Source organism: Maribacter dokdonensis DSW-8 (genome assembly GCF_001447995.1).
GTDB lineage: Bacteria > Bacteroidota > Bacteroidia > Flavobacteriales > Flavobacteriaceae > Maribacter > Maribacter dokdonensis.
This window is the reverse complement of the sequence record NZ_LDPE01000001.1, coordinates 794,020-814,499: the sequence shown is the minus strand read 5'-3', so window position 1 is coordinate 814,499 and position 20,480 is coordinate 794,020. Positions and strand designations below refer to the sequence as shown.

Below are 20,480 nucleotides of genomic sequence, written 5' to 3'. Positions count from 1 at the left end.
CTTCTTTTAACCCTCCATTCTTTTAGATATGAAAACTTATCAATTTTTTATTTTAATATTTATTTTCAGTATTTCCGCGGTTTCCGCGCAGAATGGACTGAATGTTATTGGTGCTTCCGTTTCAATAACAGATGGGGCATCTATAAGGGTGGATCAAGGGGATTTCTATATAGCTGATGAGGGTTCTGTATCCAACGCCTCAGAAATAAGCGTTGATGGAAATTGGCTAAATAACAATACTGGAAATCAGGTTTTTACAACAGATTCGGAAGGTGTAGTTACGCTAACAAAAACAACGGATATAACCACTATTGGTGGTAGTAATACAACCCTGTTTTACAATTTAATTTTAGAAGTTGACCAAGCTACATTAGAAGTTAACACTATAGTGGGTGGGTCCATATCCGGTACTAATTTGGGTATATTGGACCTGAAAGATGTAAGTCTTGATTTAAATTCAAACACATTACAAATAACCAATTCTCTAATAGGTGCTTTAATTACCAATGAAGGCTATATTATTAGTGAAGATATACTGAACCAAAGCAAAGTGCTTTGGCAAACTTCTGCTACTGGAGGTGCTTATACTATTCCTTTTGGATCTTTAAGTGGAGACTTAATCCCATTAAGTATAGAAAGAGCTAGTGGAGACTTAGGGCAAATAACAGTGTCTACCTATCCTACCGGTCTAAATATGACTCCCTTGCCTACAATACCGGATGCGGTAGGAAATATGACTACAACAACTGGCGAAAATATTAGTTCCTCTTCTTTAAATAGATTTTGGCAAATAGATAAATCTGGTTCTGGAACGGCAAACCTAACTTTTACCTATGCGGATAGTGATACACCAGCAAATGGAGAAAACAATCTTACTTCTTATAGGTATAATTCTACGGCTAGTGCATGGGAGAAAAAAGGAGCAAATAGTACCAGTAGAACAAATAATACGGTAACTGTATTAGGTATAAATGAGTTTTCTCCATGGACCATGTCTGGTAGTGCAGAAAATATTGATGGTGATGGTTTATCAAATGATGCCGATGCCGATGATGATAACGATGGAATTCCAGATGATGTAGAAAATATTTCTTGTGCCGTTTTTTATGAAGATTTTGGAACTGGGTCATATCCTGGTGGAGCTTTACCTGCAGGCTATACGACATATAATTATAGAGGGGATATTGCAGCATATGCAAATTTCCCCAATGCTTTAAATGACGGTGATTACGCCATCGCAACTCGTGTAAATGAACCGGAAGGTAGTTGGCAAGCAAACTTAGGCGACCATACAGATGGCTCTGGTTATATGATGGTGGTAAATGCTAGTTTTGATCCTGGGGATTTCTATAATAGAACCGTAACCGTTTCCCAAAATACAACCTATAAATTTTCTGCTTGGTTAGTAAATGCCAACAGTGCTGCTAACCAAACCTTTTGTGAATCAGAACCTAACGGGTTTATTTTACCTAACGTAAGATATGAAATTAGAGATTTAGATAATGCAAGTGCAGTAATTGCTAATTATGATACCGGAGATATTGCTAGAACAGGTAGTTGGCAAAATTATAATTTTGAGTTTAATACCGGTACTTCCACTAATATTGAAGTTGTATTAATAAATAACAATACAGGCGGATGTGGAAATGATTTAGCCTTGGACGATATTTCATTAATACCTACCATACTTGCTGGTGGAGCGGTTGCCTGTGATTTTGACGGTGATGGCATTCCAAATTCACAAGATTTAGATTCAGATAATGATGGTATTTATGATATTGTTGAAGCTGGTGGTACAGATGCTAATAACGACGGATTTGTAGACAATGCTGACGATTTGGATAACGATGGTTTGGCCGATATTTATGATAATAGTTGTACTAGTACAAATTCAGGCACTATAAATGCCGTAGGTGCATCTGTTCCTCAAGGTTCGTTTTCCAATACTAGTAATGCTTTTGGGGCTACAGGTATATCCGATACTAATGCCGCAGTTTCTACCGCTAACGGTACATCCAGAATAGTGTTAGATTTAGGTACTGTAATTCCTTCTGGTTCTAGCATAACCATTTACATGGCACATGCTACAGGCAGTAACCAAAGTGGGCAAATACATCAAACAGATGCCGGTGGTAACCAAATTGGGAGCAAAATTGCAGACTATTCAGTTAACGGTAGCGCCGTAACTGCCTATACAGAAACCACAAATGCCGATACACGATACATTCAAATAACTGCCTATTGGAATAGTGTAGAAGTATATGGTATTGAGGTTGGAGGCTCAAGTACAACCGACTGTTCTGGCACTGCATTAAACCCTATTGAAACAACTCCAGGAACACCGGATTTCTTAAATCAAGATTCAGATGGTGATGCTTGTACAGATGCTACAGAAGCTGGTTTTACAGATGCAACCGAGGATGGTGAAGTAGATGGTACAGGCTATTCATCTTATGGTGTAGTAGAAGGTAGTGATGGGTACACTGGTACAAATTCAGCGGTAACAGATGCTTCCAACTCCAGCGCTTGTGGCGGTCCGGCAGGTCCAGATAATGACGGGGATTTAGTACTTGATGTAGATGATTTAGATGATGATAATGATGGTATTTTAGATGCTGAAGAACTATCCTTATGTGCACAAACACAAGTAGAATGGTTCCATAATGATAGCGAAACGCCAAATGCAGGTACTGTAGGAACAACCGATCCAGGAGAATCTGATTATGCTACTTTTGAAAATAGAACTTTAATCAGTAGCCCTAATTTTACTGCGGCACCAAATATTTCTTTTGGTTCTTTAAATGAAACAGGCAGCTTATATACTTATATTTTTAATGATGCAGACCAAAACACTTTTGCCACAGCAAAATCAGCCGGTCATTATGTGCAAGTTTCGTACACACCTGCGGTAGATTTATGGGCTACAAGTATCAATATTGGTTTTTACACTAGCCCTAGCGGTCCGGAGGTTGATTATGGTAATTTTGATATGGCCATTGAAATGGATACTAATGCAAGCTTTAGTAATCCTACGGTAAAAGCACAAGATTTTCATATTGATAATATGCTGGCAGGTAATTATCTGTCTTATACTATAAGTTCCAGTGATTTCTTATCAGCAGGAACAACATATTACTTCAGATTCTATATCTATAATAACCAGAACGGTACAAGTTTTACAAGGTTCGATGATGTATCCTTTTCTCATGCATTAGCTTGCGATACCGATGAGGATGGAATTCCAAATTATTTTGATCTAGACTCGGATAACGATGGTATTTATGATGCCGTTGAAGCAGGTCATAATGCAACACACTCAAATGGCGAAGTTACTGGTAATGTAGGTCTTGATGGTGTTCCAGACGCTGTTCAGGGTGGTGGTAATGAAGATGCAGGAACCGTAAACTATACCATTTTAGATTCTGAAACTACCCCAGACGGAATTTCAGATTATTTAGACCTAGATAGTGATGGTGACGGTATCCCAGATAATATTGAAGCACAGACTACAGCAGGTTATGTTCCTCAAAATGCAGATGATGCAGCCACTTACGAAACTAACAAAGGGGTAAATAGCGCCTATTTAGGTGGCATAACTCCGGAAAACACAGATGGTACAGATACTCCAGATTATATAGATGTAGATAGTGATAATGAAGGAGATGATGATACCACGGAAGCAGGATTGACATTAGCCAATGCTGATGCGGATAACGACGGTCTAGACGATAGTACCGATGCTACTACGGGATACTCAGATCCTAACGGAACTATTGATGACCCTACAACGCTACCGAACACACAAAATACTGATAATCCTGAGGTAGACTATAGAGACGAAGGGGCGGTTAATCCATGTGGTTATGTTGATACTGATGGCGATGGTGTTTTTGATAACTGCGATGAAGATGCGGATAATGATGGTATTTTAGATAGCGTAGAGTGTAGCGCTCCTAATTATAACGATTCTTTTGAAATTCCAGATTTAGTAAGTGATACTCCAAGTCCACCAAGTAAAACAGATGGTGATGCGGATGGGGAAATTGACTTATTTATCAATCAAACAACTATTGAAGGTTGGTCTGTAACTAATGGTGGGTCTTTTGATCTTGTGTATGATTTATTTAACTCTTCTGCTGGTAATCAGCATATAGATTTATATGGATCGCCAACAGCTGCAAATATTCAAAAAACATATACCGGTTTTACACCCGGTAAAACAGTTAGTTTTTCGTTGGATTTTAGTTCTGCGGAAGCATCGTTCGAGGCATCGGTTTATGTTGATTATGGAGGTGGAAGAACATTGCTAACTACTTTACAACCCAATAATATAGCTGCTGTTGGAACAGGTGGAGCTGGTAATAGAACATCTACAGTAGTGTGGGATACCTATGCCGTAGAATTAACACCAACAGGTACTACCATAACTATTGATATTGAGTCTTCAGGCTTATTGGGTACAGGTAGTACTGGTGTGCTTTTAGATAATATTAAATTGGTTGAAGAATGTGAAGATACCGATAATGATACTATACCAAATAATTTAGATCTAGATAGTGATGGTGATGGTATTCCAGATAATATTGAAGCACAGACTACAGCAGGTTATGTGCCTCAAAACACAGATGATGTAGCTACTTATGAAACTAATAATGGTGTTAACAGTGCCTATTTGGGAGGCATAACTCCTGAGAATACAGATGGTACGGACAATCCTGATTTTCTTGATTTAAATAGTGATGATGAAGGAGATGATGATACTGTAGAAGCAGGAATATCACTATCAAATACAGATGCTGATAATGACGGTCTAGACGATAGTACCGATGCTACTACAGGGTATTTAGACCCTAACGGAACTATTAATGATCCTACTGCTTTACCAAATATACAGAACAGCACTACGCCCGAAGTAGATTATAGGGACGATACTGAAGATGCTGGCTGTGGAACTGTCGATTCTGATAATGATGGGGTTTTTGATGGTTGTGACGAAGATGATGATAATGATGGTATTTTAGATGTAGATGAATGCCCAGCAATACCGACTCCTGCAATTGATGTTCAAGATACTTCTGTAAGTTGGATAGATTTTACTTTCAACACCTTGATTGGCTCAGCTTATTGGTCTGGTAGAAGTAGCGGAGATAATGAATGGGGATTAATTGGCACGTACGATTTAGCTGCCCTAAGCCCTAATTTGGCAGGAATAACGGTGACCATAACTTCATTTTCAGATGAACCTGATGATGCTAGATTATATATGGGTGCTGCTTCAGGTAGTGTGTTGGGCGGACATGCCGGATTCTTACTAGAGTTCTCAGAACCTGTAGATATTAGAAGAGAAGCCACCGCTGGCGTTGCGTTTAGTACAGGTGAAATTGAAACTTATGTTTCGGACAGTCAAATGCACTACGTTACATCTGGCACACCAGCCAATGCCGTGGCAACAACCGATGATGGATCTGGTACGGCTCAAATAGAAGCAACGGCAACTGGAGGGTCTAGTGCTGTACTAGCAGAAAGCTATGGAACTACTTCGTACAGTTTTGCTTGGGATGATGATATTACTCCAAGTACACAACAGTATAGAATGGAAATTGGAGAATTTCCTAGAGTAACAACTACAGATACGGATGGTGATGGTATCGCCGATTGTCTTGATATAGATAGTGATAATGATGGTTGCCCAGATGCCTTGGAAGGTGACGGTAGTTATACATATTCTGATATTGATTCCGAATCAAGATTAATTGCAACTGTTGATGCAGTTGGTGTTCCAGGAGGTACTTCTCAAGGTGCTGGTTCATCTACAGATGATGCTGTTCAGGCAGCAGCCTGTGACCCATGTGATTCATCACACCCATCCTACGTTGATAGTGATGGGGATAACATTGGAGATTTCTGTGATTTAGATGATGATAACGATGGTATTTTAGATACCGATGAAGATACATGCTCAGGCTATACAGTAGTTAGACCTAGTGATTTAGGGTATTCAGGAAATGAAGTAATTTCTAGTGCAGTACATGATGTAAGTAGCTTGTTTAATTTAAGTAACGGTTCTGTAATTTTAACACTTACAGATGCATATGTAAATAGTACAGGTTCCTCTTGGAATACATCGGGGACTAACCCAGCTTCTTCTATAGCAATTTCAGGTACAATACCAAGCAGAATACGTATTGATCATGGATCCGGACTTACCTCAGTAGGTAGCTCGGAAGGAATACGTTCTAACGGTGAAAAATTCAACTTTACAGGAACCTTAAATACAGGGTTTAAGGCGTATAACCAGGGTAATGAATACTATGTAGAAAGAGACGCCTCTTCCGCTGATAATAATGCAGGAACAGAAACTTGGGAATCGGAAGGGTACGCATCTTTCGTAGAATTTTTCACTAGAGATAATAGTAGTGTTGTAATTTTTAGACTTTGCCCTGCTACCGATACAGATAAAGATGGTGTCGCTGATCATTTAGACACAGATTCTGATAATGACACCTGTACAGATGCTACTGAAGCAGGACATACCGATGATGATAATGACGGCGAAGTAGATGGTACAGGATATGATGCAAATGGTCAGGTAACTGGTGCATCAACGGCATATACAGGTACTACAAACGGAGTGACAACGGCATCAGAAACAACTGTTGATACAGCACCAACAGACCAAGAAGAACGGGTTGGTGACGATGCTACATTTACAGTAGCAGCTTCAGTTTTAGATGCTTCGGCATATATTTCTGGAACACCAACCTATGATGTAAATGCTAGTCCAACGTACCAATGGCAGGTAAGCACCAATTCTGGATCTACGTTTTCTAACATTTCAGGAGCCACCGGTTCTAGTTTAACTATTTCAGATGTTACCCTCATCATGGATGGGAATATCTATAAAGTTTTGGTCAGAAGTGCAAACAATTCTTGTCCAGAAGAGGCACAAGCTACATTAACAGTTATAAATAATGTAGATGCTATTGACGATTCGGCAGGTATAACTGCTGTTGAAGGATTTACAGGAATAGACGATGTCATAAATGTATTTGATAATGATGAATTCAATGGAGCAATTCTTAACCCTTCAAGTGTTACTATAACTCCAACTTCAAACGGACCATTAACGGTAAATGGTGATGGTTCCGTAGATGTAGCTAGTAACACTGGTTCTGGTTCATACACGGTTAACTATCAAATTTGTGATGCCACTAATCCTACAAACTGTGACATTGCTACGGTAACCGTAAACGTTGGTGTTAATAGTTTGCCAACAGCACAGGATGATGATATTTCAATAGCACAAGATTCAAGCAATAATGCTATAGATGTACTGGCTAATAATGGAAATGGTCCAGATGATTTTGGTGGTGATGGACCAAATGCTGGTGCAATTACACTTCCGAGTACTTCAACAACAAATGGAGGAACGGTTTCTGTAGATGATAATAGTACGCCATTAGACCCAACAGATGATACGGTATTGTATACACCCGCTGCGGGGTATAGCGGATCGGATTCCTTTACCTATACAATTACGGATGCCAACAATGATTCGGATACGGCAACAGTAAATGTTACAGTAGTGCCAACACCAACAATCGCAATTAATGTAGTGGCTGGAGATGATATCATCAATGCCATGGAAGACGATAGTCCAGTGACTATTTCTGGTACAACAACCAATGTAGAAAATGGACAAACAGTAACGGTTACTTTAAACGGACAAACATATACCACAACTGTTTCTGCTAATACATGGACTTTAGATATTTCTGCAACTAATGCACAGGCTTTAGATGCTACAGAAACTATTACTGCAGATGTTGATAATAGTTTAGGTACTTCGGCCGTACAGGCAACACGTGATATTCAACATGATGCTACTCCCCCAAGCATCACACTAAATATAGACGATATCACAGCTGACAACATCCTGAACGCAACGGAAGCTGCCGCCGATGTTGCGGTAACGGGTAACGTTACGGGTGACTTTAACAATGGTGACACCGTTACCTTGACTGTAGACGGTACAGATTACACAGGAACTGTCGATGCATCCGGGAATTATAGTATTGATGTGCCAGGTAGTAAATTAGCTGTAGATCCAGATACAACAGTTGATGGTAGTGTAACTACGACCGATACTGCTGGAAACTCTGCAACAGCTACCGATACACAAGTGTATAGTGTGGATACTGTTGCACCTGCAATAACCTTGAACATAGACGATATCACAGCTGACAACATCTTGAACGCTACGGAAGCTGCCGCCGATGTTGCGGTAACGGGTAACGTTACGGGTGATTTCAATACAGGAGACACCGTAACTTTAACTGTGGACGGAACTGATTACACAGGAACTGTCGATGCATTGGGTGCATATAGCATCGATGTACCTGGCAGTAAATTAGCTGCGGACCCAGATACAACAGTGGACGGTAGTGTAACCACAACCGATACTGCTGGAAACTCTGCAACAGCTACCGATACACAAGTGTATAGTGTGGATACCGTAGCACCTGCGATAACCTTGAACATAGACGATATCACTGCGGACAACATCTTGAACGCTACGGAAGCTGCCGCCGATGTTGCGGTAACGGGTAACGTTACGGGTGATTTCAATACAGGAGACACCGTAACTTTAACCGTGGACGGAACTGATTATACAGGAACCGTTGATGCAGCCGGTGATTATAGCATCGATGTACCTGGCAGTAAATTATCAGCAGACCCAGATACAACAGTGGACGGTAGTGTAACCACTACGGATACTGCTGGCAATTCTGCCACAGCAACGGATACACATGTGTATAGTGTGGATACTGTTGCACCTGCAATGACCTTGAACATAGACGATATCACTGCGGACAATATCTTGAACGCTACGGAAGCTGCCGCAGATGTTGCGGTAACGGGTAACGTTACGGGTGACTTTAACGATGGTGACACGGTAACCTTGACGGTTGACGGAACGGATTATACAGGAACTGTCGATTCGGCCGGTGACTATAGTATCGATGTACCTGGCAGTAAATTAGCTGCGGATGGTGATACAACAGTGGACGGTAGTGTAACTACTACGGATACTGCTGGCAATTCTGCAACAGCAACGGATACACATATGTATAGTGTAGATGCAACTGCACCAACTATCGCTATCAATGTAGTAGCGGTGGATGATATTATCAACGCTACCGAAGATGATAGTCCAGTGACTATATCCGGTACAACTACAAATGTAGAAGATAACCAAGTGGCAACTGTGGTCTTAAATGGAACAACTTATTCTCCTGTGGTTACAGGAAATACGTGGACTTTTGATATCACTGCTCTTGAAGCGCAAGCTTTAGATGCCAATGAAACAATAACTGCAGATGTAAGTGATGTTGCCGGAAACTCGGCAACACAAGCAACTCGTGATATTCAGCATATCACTACACCACCAGTCCCAGTATTGACAATAGACGATATCACAGCGGACAATATCTTGAACGCAACGGAAGCTGCTGCAGATGTTGCGGTAACTGGTAACGTTACGGGTGATTTCAATACTGGAGACACTGTTAATTTAACTGTGGACGGAACCGATTATACGGGAACTGTCAACGCAGCTGGTGATTATAGTATCGATGTACCTGGCAGTAAATTAGCTGCAGACCCGGATACCACAGTGGACGGTAGTGTAACCACTACGGATACTGCTGGCAATTCTGCAACAGCTACCGATACGCAAGCGTATAGTGTGGATACTGTTGCACCTGTAATAACCTTGAACATAGACGATATCACTGCGGACAATATCTTGAACGCTACGGAAGCTGCTGCAGATGTAACAGTTACTGGTAACGTTACGGGTGATTTCAATACTGGAGACACTGTTACTTTAACTGTGGACGGAACAGATTATACGGGGACTGTGGATGCAGCTGGTGATTATAGCATCGATGTACCTGGCAGTAAATTAGCTGCAGACCCGGATACCACAGTGGACGGTAGTGTAACTACAACCGATACTGCTGGAAATTCTGCAACAGCTACCGATACACAAGCGTACAGTGTGGATACTGTTGCACCTGCGATAACCTTGAACATAGACGATATCACAGCGGACAACATCCTGAACGCCACGGAAGCTGCTGCCGATGTTACGGTAACGGGTAACGTTACGGGTGATTTCAACACTGGAGACACCGTTACCTTGACTGTGGACGGTACAGATTATACAGGAACCGTCGATGCGGCCGGTGATTATAGTATTCTTGTTCCTGGCAGTAAATTAGCTGCGGACCCGGATACAATAGTGGACGGTAGTGTAACTACGACCGATACTGCAGGAAATTCTGCAACGGCAACGGATACACAAGTCTATTCGGTAGATGCAACTTCACCAACTATCGCAATAAATGTAGTAGCGGTGGATGATATCATCAACGCCACGGAAGACGATAGTCCGGTAACGATTAACGGAACAACTACCAATGTAGAAGATGGTCAGACCGTTACTGTGGTCTTAAATGGAACAACTTATTCTCCTGTGGTTACAGGAAATACGTGGACTTTTGATATCACTGCTCTTGAAGCGCAAGCTTTAGATGCCAATGAAACAATAACTGCAGATGTAAGTGATGTTGCCGGAAACTCGGCAACACAAGCAACTCGTGATATTCAGCATATCACTACACCACCAGTCCCAGTATTGACAATAGACGATATCACAGCGGACAATATCTTGAACGCTACAGAAGCTGCTGCAGATGTTGCGGTAACTGGTAACGTTACGGGTGATTTCAATACTGGAGACACTGTTACTTTAACTGTGGACGGAACCGATTATACGGGAACTGTCAACGCAGCTGGTGATTATAGTATCGATGTACCTGGCAGTAAATTAGCTGCAGACCCGGATACCACAGTGGACGGTAGTGTAACCACTACGGATACTGCTGGCAATTCTGCAACAGCTACCGATACGCAAGCGTATAGTGTGGATACTGTTGCACCTGTAATAACCTTGAACATAGACGATATCACTGCGGACAATATCTTGAACGCTACGGAAGCTGCCGCCGATGTAACAGTTACTGGAACCGTATCTGGTGATTTCAATACTGGAGACACTGTTACTTTAACTGTGGACGGAACAGATTATACGGGGACTGTGGATGCAGCTGGTGATTATAGCATCGATGTACCTGGCAGTAAATTAGCTGCAGACCCGGATACCACAGTGGACGGTAGTGTAACTACGACCGATACTGCTGGAAATTCTGCAACAGCTACCGATACACAAGTGTATAGTGTGGATACTACTGCTCCTACTATTACAATTAATGTTGTAGCTGGAGATGACATTATCAATGCCACGGAAGACGATAGTCCAGTGACTATCTCCGGTACAACTACCAATGTAGAAGATAACCAAGTAGCAACTGTGGTCCTAAACGGAACAACCTATTCCCCTGTAGTTACAGGAAATACTTGGACTTTTGATATTACTGCTCTTGAAGCGCAAGCTTTGGATGCCAATGAAACAATCACTGCGGATGTAAGTGATGTTGCTGGAAACTCTGCAACACAAGCAACTAGAGATATTCAGCATGATGTTACGACACCTACTATCACCATAAATGTTGTAGCGGTGGATGATATTATCAATGCAACAGAAGATGACAGTCCAGTGACTATTTCCGGTACAACAACCAATGTAGAAGATGGTCAGACCGTTACGGTTACCTTGAACGGGGAAACTTATACTACAACCGTTTCCGGTAATACATGGACCTTGGATATTCCCGCTCTGGAAGCACAGGCACTTCCTGACAATGCAACCATCACCGCGGATGTAAGCGACCTTGGTGGTAATCCTGCAACACAGGCAACTAGGGATATTCAGCATGATGATGTTCTTCCTGCGATAAACTTGAACATAGACGATATCACTGCGGACAATATCTTGAACGCTACGGAAGCTGCTGCCGATGTTGCAGTAACGGGTAACGTTACGGGTGACTTTAACAATGGTGACACCGTTACCTTGACTGTAGACGGTACAGATTACACAGGAACTGTCGATGCGGCCGGTGATTATAGTATCGATGTTCCTGGCAGTAAATTAGCTGCAGACCCGGATACCACAGTGGATGGTAGTGTAACTACGACCGATACTGCTGGAAACTCTGCAACAGCTACCGATACACAAGTGTATAGTGTGGATACTACTGCTCCTACTATTACAATTAATGTTGTAGCTGGAGATGACATTATCAATGCCACGGAAGACGATAGTCCAGTGACTATCTCCGGTACAACTACCAATGTAGAAGATAACCAAGTAGCAACTGTGGTCCTAAACGGAACAACCTATTCCCCTGTAGTTACAGGAAATACTTGGACATTCGATATTTCTGCTCTGGAAGCACAGGCTTTAGATGCCAATGAAACTATCACTGCAGATGTAGATGATGTTGCCGGAAACTCCGCAACACGGGCAACTAGAGATATTCAACATATCACAACACTACCAGTCCCAGTATTGGCAATAGACGATATCACAGCTGACAACATCCTGAACGCTACGGAAGCTGCCGCCGATGTTACGGTAACGGGTAACGTTACGGGTGATTTCAATACAGGTGATACGGTAACTTTAACAGTGGACGGAACAGATTACACAGGAACTGTCGATGCAGCTGGTGATTATAGCATCGATGTACCTGGCAGTAAATTAACTGCAGACCCGGATACAACAGTGGACGGTAGTGTAACCACAACCGATACTGCTGGAAACTCTGCAACAGCTACCGATACGCAAGTGTACAGTGTGGATACCACATCACCAGCTATCGCAATAAATGTAGTAGCCGGGGATGATATCATCAATGCAACTGAAGATGACAGTCCGGTAACCATTAACGGAACAACGACCAATGTAGAAGATGGTCAGACCGTTACGGTTACCTTGAACGGGGAAACTTATTCTACCATCGTTTCCGGTAATACATGGACCTTGGATATTCCTGTTCTGGATGCACAGGCACTTCCTGCCAATGCAACCATCACCGCGGATGTAAGTGATCTTGGTGGTAATCCTGCAACACAGGCTAGCCGTGCCATTCAGCATGATGCTACACCTCCAAGCATCGCACTAAATATAGACGATATCACTGCGGACAATATCCTGAACGCTACGGAGGCTGCCGCCGATGTTGCGGTAACGGGCAACGTTACAGGTGATTTCAATACTGGAGACACCGTTATTTTGACTGTGGACGGAACCGATTATACTGGAACCGTTGATGCAGCCGGTGATTATAGTATCGATGTTCCTGGCAGTAAATTAGCTGCAGACCCAGATACCACAGTTGATGGTAGTGTAACTACGACCGATACTGCAGGAAACTCTGCAACAGCTACCGATACACAAGTGTATAGTGTGGATACCACATCACCAGCTATCGCAATCAATGTAGTAGCCGGGGATGATATCATCAACGCAACGGAAGATGACAGTCCGGTAACGATTAACGGAACAACTACCAATGTAGAAGATGGTCAGACCATTACGGTTACCTTGAACGGGGAAACTTATACTACCACCGTTTCCGGTAATACATGGACTTTGGATATTCCTGCTCTGGATGCACAGGCACTTCCTGACAATGCAACCATCACCGCGGATGTAAGCGACCTTGGCGGTAATCCTGCAACACAGGTAACGCGTGATATTCAGCATGATGCTACGCTTCCAAACATCACACTAAATATAGACGATATCACTGCGGATAATATCTTGAACGCTACGGAAGCTGCCGCCGATGTTGCGGTATCGGGTAATGTTACGGGTGATTTCAATACAGGTGATACGGTAACCTTGACCGTTGATGGAACCGATTATTCGGGAATCGTTAATGCAGCCGGTGATTATAGCATCGATGTACCTGGCAGTAAATTAGTTGCAGACCCAGATACAACAGTGGACGGTAGTTTAACTACAACCGATACTGCTGGAAATTCTGCAACAGCTACCGATAGGCAAGTGTATAGTGTGGATACCACATCACCTGCTATTACAGTAAATATTGTAGCCGGGGATGATATCATCAATGCCAAGGAAGATGACAGTCCGGTAACGATTAACGGAACAACTACCAATGTAGAAGATGGTCAGACCGTTACGGTTACCTTGAACGGGGAAACCTATAACGCTACTGTTTCCGGTGATACATGGACCTTGGATATTCCCGCTCTGGATGCACAAGCACTTCCTGCCAATGCAACCATCACCGCGGATGTAAACGACTTTGCCGGAAACTCTGCAACGCAAGAAACTAGAGATATTCAGCATGATGCTGTTCTTCCTATTCCTGTTATTGTTATTGATGAGATAACTGCGGACAACATCCTAAACGCTACGGAAGCTGCTGCCGATGTTGCGGTAACGGGTAACGTTACGGGTGACTTTAACAATGGTGATACCGTTACTTTAACTGTGGACGGAACTGATTACACAGGAACTGTCGATGCAGCTGGTGATTATAGTATCGATGTTCCTGGCAGTAAATTAGCTGTAGATCCAGATACAACCGTGGACGGTAGTGTAACCACAACCGATACTGCAGGAAACTCTGCAACAGCTACCGATACGCAAGTGTACAGTATTGATACCACATCACCTGCTATTACTGTAAATATTGTAGCCGGGGATGATATCATCAATGCCAAGGAAGATGACAGTCCGGTAACGATTAACGGAACAACTACCAATGTGGAAGATGGACAAACGGTTACGGTTACCTTGAACGGGGAAACCTATAACGCTACCGTTTCCGGTAATACGTGGACCTTGGATATTCCCGCTCTGGATGCACAGGCACTTCCTGCCAATGCAGCCATCACCGCGGATGTAAACGACTTTGCCGGAAACTCCGCAACACAGGCAACGCGTGATATTCAGCATGATGCTACGCTTCCAAACATCACACTAAATATAGACGATATCACTGCGGACAACATCCTGAACGCTACGGAAGCTGCTGCAGATGTAACAGTTACTGGAACCGTATCTGGTGATTTCAATACTGGAGACACCGTAACTTTAACTGTGGACGGAACGGATTACACAGGAACTGTCGATGCAGCTGGTGATTATAGTATCGATGTTCCTGGTTCGGCACTTGCCGCGGATGGCGATTCTACCGTGGACGGTAGTGTAACCACAACTGATGGAGCGGGTAATAGTTCTACCGTTACTGAAACAAAAACATATACTGTAGATTTGGTAAACCCAGCTCCGGTATTAGTGATTGACAATATTACGGCGGACAATATCCTGAACGCTACGGAAGCAGGAGCGGACGTAGCGGTAACAGGAACCGTTTCAGGTGACTTCAACGCTGGGGATACGGTTACCTTGATTGTTGACGGAACAAATTATACGGGAACTGTTGATGCATTGGGTGCATACAGCATCGATGTACCTGGCAGTAAATTAGCTGCGGACCCAGATACAACAGTGGACGGTAGTGTAACTACGACCGATACTGCAGGAAATTCTGCAACGGCAACGGATACACAAGTGTATAGTGTGGATACTGTTGCACCTGCAATAACCTTGAACATAGACGATATCACAGCTGACAACATCCTGAACGCAACGGAAGCTGCTGCAGATGTTGCGGTAACGGGTAACGTTACGGGTGACTTTAACGATGGTGACACGGTAACCTTGACGGTTGACGGAACCGATTATACTGGAACCGTTGATGCGGCCGGTGATTATAGTATAGATGTTCCTGGCAGTAAATTAGCTGCAGACCCTGACACAACAGTGGATGGTAGTGTAACTACAACGGACACTGCAGGTAATTCTGCAACAGCTATCGATACGCAAGTGTATAGTGTGGATACCACATCGCCTGCTATTACAGTAAATGTCGTAGCCGGGGATGATATCATCAATGCTACGGAAGATGACAGTCCGGTAACCATTAACGGAACAACGACTAACGTCGAAGATGGTCAGACCGTTACAGTTACCTTGAACGGGGAAACTTATACTACCATCGTTTCCGGTAATATATGGACCTTGGATATTCCTGCTCTGGATGCACAGGCACTTCCTGCCAATGCAACCATCACTGCGGATGTAAGTGATGTTGCTGGAAACTCGGCAACACAAGCAACTAGGGATATCCAACATGATGTTACTTCGCCTACTATCGCTATCAATGTAGTAGCCGGGGATGACATTATCAACGCTACGGAAGATGACAGTCCGGTAACCATTAACGGAACAACTACCAATGTAGAAGATGGTCAGACCGTTACTGTGGTCTTAAATGGAACAACCTATTCTCCTGTGGTTACGGGAAATACGTGGACATTCGATATCACTGCTCTAGAAGCGCAAGCTTTAGATGCCAATGAAACTATTACTGCGGATGTAGATGATGTTGCCGGAAACTCGGCAACACAAGCAACTAGGGATATTCAACATGATGTTACGACACCAACTATTGCTATTAATGTTGTTGCTCTTGATGATATTATCAATGCTACCGAAGACGATAGTCCTGTGACTATCTCTGGTACAACAACCAATGTGGAAGATAATCAAGCAGCTACTGTAGTATTAAATGGTACAACCTATTCTCCTTTAGTTACAGGAAATACATGGACATTCGATATCACTGCTCTTGAAGCGCAAGCTTTGGATGCTACGGAAACAATCACTGCAGATGTAAGTGATGTTGCTGGGAATTCTGCAACACAAGCAACTCGTGATATTCAACATATCACTACACTACCAGTCCCAGTATTGGCAATAGACGACATCACCGCTGACAACATCCTGAACGCTACGGAGGCTGCTGCCGATGTAGCGGTAACGGGAACGGTTTCGGGTGATTTCAATACCGGGGACACCGTTACCTTGACTGTGGATGGTACCGATTATACAGGAACTGTGGATGCGCTTGGCGCATACAGTATCGATATACCTGGAAGTAAGTTGGCTGCGGATGCGGATACTACTGTGGATGGTAGTGTTACCACAACCGATACCGCTGGAAATTCCGCAAGTGCTACCGACACGCAAGTGTATAGCGTAGATACTGCTGCTCCTGTTATTACAATCAATACAGTTGCCGTTGATGATATCATCAACGCAACGGAAGATGACAGTCCGGTAACTATCTCTGGAACCACCACTAATGTCGAAGATGGACAAGTAGTAACGGTGACCTTAAATGGAGAAAACTATACGGCAACTGTTTCAGGAAATACTTGGACATTAGATGTACCTGTAGTAGATATACAAGCCTTGGACCCTACGGAAACAATAACTGCAGATGTAAGCGACCTCGGAGGTAATGCTGCTTCGCAAGCAACTCGTGATATTCAATATGACGCTACAGTACCTGTTCCAGTTTTAGCAATAGACGATATTACCGCGGATAACATCCTGAACGCTGCGGAAGCTAGTGCGGATGTTGCGGTAACAGGAACGGTTTCTGGGGATTTCAATACCGGGGACACCGTTACCTTGACTGTGGACGGTACAGATTATACCGGAACTGTCGATGCAGCTGGTGATTATAGCATTGATGTTCCTGGAAGTAAGTTGGCTGCGGATGCGGATACTACTGTGGATGGTAGTGTTACCACAACCGATACCGCTGGAAATTCCGCAAGTGCTACCGACACGCAAGTGTATAGCGTAGATACTGCTGCTCCTGTTATTACAATCAATACAGTTGCCGTTGATGATATCATCAACGCAACGGAAGATGACAGTCCGGTAACTATCTCTGGAACCACCACTAATGTCGAAGATGGACAAGTAGTAACGGTGACCTTAAATGGAGAAAACTATACGGCAACTGTTTCAGGAAATACTTGGACATTAGATGTACCTGTAGTAGATATACAAGCCTTGGACCCTACGGAAACAATAACTGCAGATGTAAGCGACCTCGGAGGTAATGCTGCTTCGCAAGCAACTCGTGATATTCAATATGACGCTACACTACCAGTCCCAGTATTGGCAATAGACGATATTACCGCGGATAACATCCTGAACGCTTCGGAAGCTAGTGCGGATGTTGCGGTAACAGGAACGGTTTCTGGGGATTTCAATACCGGGGACACCGTTACTTTAACTGTGGACGGTACAGATTATACCGGAACTGTCGATGCAGCTGGTGATTATAGCATTGATGTTCCTGGTAGTAAATTAGCTGCGGACCCGGATACAACAGTGGACGGTAGTGTAACTACGACCGATACTGCAGGAAACTCTGCAACAGCTACCGATACGCAAGTGTACAGTGTGGATACCACATCACCAGCTATCGCAATAAATGTAGTAGCTCTTGATGATATCATCAACGCAACGGAAGATGATAGTCCTGTGACTATCTCTGGTACAACGACCAATGTAGAAGATAATCAAGTAGCTACTGTGGTCTTAAATGGTACAACCTATTCTCCTGTAGTTACAGGAAATACGTGGACTTTTGATATTACGGCTCTTGAAGCACAAGCTTTGGATGCTAATGAAACAATCACTGCGGATGTAAACGATGTTGCCGGAAACTCCGCAACGCAAGCAAAAAGGGATATTCAGCATATCACTACACTACCAGTCCCAGTATTGGCAATAGACGATATCACTGCAGATAACATCCTGAACGCTACGGAAGCTGCCGCCGATGTTGCGGTAACGGGTAATGTTACAGGTGATTTCAATACTGGTGACTCCGTTACCTTGACTGTGGACGGAACGGATTATACAGGAATTGTCGATGCAGCTGGTGATTATAGTATTGATGTACCTGGCAGTAAATTAGCTGCGGACCCAGATACAACATTGGACGGTAGTATAACCACAACTGATGGAGCGGGAAATAGTTCTACCGTTACTGAAACAAAAACATATACTGTAGATTTGGTAAACCCAGCTCCGGTATTAGTGATTGACAATATTACGGCGGACAACATCCTGAACGCTACGGAAGCAGGAGCTAACGTAGCGGTGACAGGAACCGTTTCAGGTGACTTCAATGCTGGGGATACGGTAACCTTAACTGTTAACGGAACAAATTATACGGGAACTGTTGATGCAGCCGGTGACTATAGTATCAACATTCCTGGAAGTGCCTTGGCAGCAGATGTGGATGCCGCTGTAGATGGAAGTATTTCTACGACAGACATCAACGGAAATACAGGCACATCCACAGAAATAAAAGCATATAACGTAGATGTAACAGTACCTGGGGTAACGGTAACTGTTGATGATATTACAAGTGATAATAGCATCAATGCAACTGAAGCTGGTTCTACAATTTCAATTACAGGAACGGTAAATGGAGATTTTAATGAGAATGATCCAGTAACCATAGTCGTAAATGGTAACATTTATTCAGGCACGGTAGATGCTCTAGGTAACTTTAGTATTGATGTTCCTGGAAGTGATTTGGTAGCGGATAATGACACTTCAATTGAAGTAAGCCTTACAGTTTTAGATAACGCAGGTAATAGCACTACAGTAAGCGAAACCAAATCTTATATGGTTGATGTAGTGGATAATGATCCAGATAATGACGGATTAACCAATGATGAGGAAAATAATTTAGGAACAGATCCTAATAACCCTGATTCGGATGGAGATGGCATTAATGATGGTCAAGAAGTATTAAATTCAACTAATCCTTTAGACGATTGTGATTCTATTGCAGGCACTCCGTTAGGTACCAGTGATTGCGACTTAGATAATCTTACCACAGATGAGGAAGCTTCATTAGGTACTGACCCGAACAATGCTGATACTGATAATGATGGATTAACAGATGGTGAAGAGGTTGATCTGGGCACAAATCCAATTGATCCAGACACAGACGGTGATGGTATTAATGATGGTGAAGAAGTAATAGATGCTACAAGCCCATTGGATGACTGTGACTCAGTTAATGGAACACCTTTAACTACTAGCGACTGTGATAATGATGGTTTATCTACAGAAGAAGAAAACACATTAGGCACAGATCCAGAAAATGCAGATACAGACGGTGATGGTATTTCTGATGGTCAAGAAATTAGTGACAATACAGATCCATTAGATGGTTGTAGTTCTAATGGAGGAACACCACCTATTGGTGCTATTTGCGACATTAGTATAGAAAGCGATTTACTAAATCCAAATGTAAACGAAGGAGTATTTACAATTACAAATATTGAATCTTTCCCTAACAATACCGTCAAAATTTATAACAGATGGGGAGTTCTAGTATTTGAAACGAGCGGATACGACAATAATGGTAATGCTTTTAAAGGGTTGTCAAACGGTAGGGTGACCATAAAAAAGAATGATGAGTTACCAGTAGGTGTTTACTTCTACATAATTGATTATGCAAATGATCAACAGAACAAATCAATGAACGGTTACCTGTATATTAATAGATAAAAAAGAACTATTG

1 protein-coding gene is annotated in these 20,480 nt (G+C 42.8%); it reads left to right on the top strand.

Features of this window, described 5'->3' with window-relative positions:
- Window positions 1-28 precede the first annotated feature (28 nt).
- Window positions 29-20,467, top strand: a complete 20,439-nt coding sequence (locus I600_RS19155) for an Ig-like domain-containing protein (protein WP_058103151.1) — start codon at window positions 29-31, stop codon at window positions 20,465-20,467.
- Window positions 20,468-20,480: the final 13 nt, after the last annotated feature.

What these genes read in the sequence shown, in the direction of transcription:
- I600_RS19155 (WP_058103151.1), top strand. Translation starts at nt 29, where the DNA reads ATGAAAACTTATCAATTTTTTATTTTAATATTTATTTTCAGTATTTCC.